The following is a 1,631-nucleotide window of genomic DNA, read 5'->3' on the forward strand; positions in this document are numbered from 1 at the left end:
GATTCAGTGTGCGACATGGCCAATTGCTGATAATGACTGGCTGCATCAGGAAAGGTTYTACGTGTATGTGGATTCTTGATAAACAGCTCTCTCAACCGCCGCCCTATAGTTGCCGAATGAGAAATCATCACGGTATCATCCACATCCGAAATAAAGGCATATTGCGTAATGTGGGGTACATATACCTTACCCTCACCTGCACTTAAAACTTTCCCGTTTTTATCAACAGCTTCTACTTTAACAAAGTGCCAACCAGCAGGCACCTCATGTTCAGCTTTCCATTCGAATTTAAAAAAGCCATCCCCTTCGGTTTTATTGTAAATCGTTTGATCAAAAAATTGCAAACGCACCTCAACAAAAGCGTAAGGTTTTAAAATGAAGAGCTTTAAAAGATGCGCGATATTAACAAACAAATTATTGCTGTAAACCTGCTGTGTTTTTGCCTTGCGTTTAAAAACATGACCATAAACAACCAAATTGTGTGCATGGCCATAGCCATGATATACCTTAACACTAGCAGATTTATTCATCTGTATTAAAACAGAGTTTATTAAAAGTTGTTTGTGATGTAAACCATAAGGTAACACATGAAATTATTATTCATCATCAACCCAGGCTCGGGCAGCCATGACATTAACCTAAAGGAAGTAATTTCTACCCATTTCGATGCAAAAAAAACGGAGATCGATCTTTTCGAATTACCAGAAGACTGCTCTTTAGAGCAGATAAAAGAAAGGATTAAAAGCGCGAAGGCAGATCGTGTGGTAGCCGTTGGTGGCGATGGCACCTTAAAACTGGTTGCTGAATGTCTGTTGCATACTGAAACCCCTATCGGGATTATCCCTGCCGGTTCTGCAAATGGAATGGCGAAAGAATTAGGCATCCCGACTGATATTGAACTGGCTTTAGCTATTCTGGATGAAGGCCGCTTGCAAAAAATTCATGTAGTTAAACTTAATGATGAAATCTGCATCCATTTATCCGATTTAGGTTTTAATGCTTATCTGGTAAAGAAATTTGATTCTCTTCCCCAACGCGGCATGTGGGGTTATGCAAAGGCTACATGGCATGCTTTATGGAACCACAGCAGAATGGACGTGCAATTGAAACTTAAAGATGAAACAATCACTTCTAAAGCGGCAATGGTGGCTATTGCGAACGCAACCATGTATGGTTCTGGATTAAAAATAAACCCAGACGGAAAATTAGACGACGATCTATTCGAAGTGGTTTTGGTAAAAGACTACTCATATCTTGAAATACTAAAAATATGGATCACCAAATTGCCTTTCAATCCTAAAAAAATAGAAGTATTTCAAACCGCTGAGGTTAAGATTTCTTCGAAACATAAAGCACACTTTCAGGTTGATGGAGAATACATTGGCAGGGTGAATACCGTTGAAGCAAAAATTCTGCCTGCTGCCATAACGGTGGTTTTACCTGGTGTATCAGAATGATGAACGGTGAATTTTAATGGTAAAATACAATCTGAAGAATTCGGCAATAAAACAGATGCGGAACAAAATATCAAACCAACGTTCGCCGAGGTTTAACACTTCTGGCAAATAAGTAATAAAGCCGATAGAAAATACCCAAACCACCAAACGGAATGGAAACTGAATATAATAGGT

At 39.1% G+C, this 1,631-nt stretch carries 3 protein-coding genes; 1 reads left to right on the forward strand and 2 read right to left on the reverse strand.

Annotated features, from left to right (window positions below):
• A partial coding sequence (locus AC1DPQ_RS27000; RefSeq protein ID WP_477611461.1) for a phosphatase domain-containing protein occupies positions 1-530 on the reverse strand: 530 nt, incomplete at its 3' end.
• A gap of 57 nt (positions 531-587) precedes the next feature.
• On the opposite strand from AC1DPQ_RS27000, the gene AC1DPQ_RS27005 reads away from it, so the two are divergent.
• Positions 588-1,457, forward strand: a complete 870-nt coding sequence (locus AC1DPQ_RS27005) for a diacylglycerol/lipid kinase family protein (protein ID WP_477583904.1) — start codon at positions 588-590, stop codon at positions 1,455-1,457.
• Here AC1DPQ_RS27005 and AC1DPQ_RS27010 read toward each other — a convergent pair.
• The coding region (locus AC1DPQ_RS27010; RefSeq protein ID WP_477611462.1) for a hypothetical protein at positions 1,449-1,631 on the reverse strand (183 nt) is incomplete at its 5' end. The genes AC1DPQ_RS27005 and AC1DPQ_RS27010 overlap by 9 nt on opposite strands.

The organism is Pedobacter sp. 01T416_2 (assembly GCF_056398925.1).

Coding starts and splice junctions, on each gene's coding strand:
- AC1DPQ_RS27005 (WP_477583904.1), top strand. CDS start 588: ATGAAATTATTATTCATCATCAACCCAGGCTCGGGCAGCCATGACATT.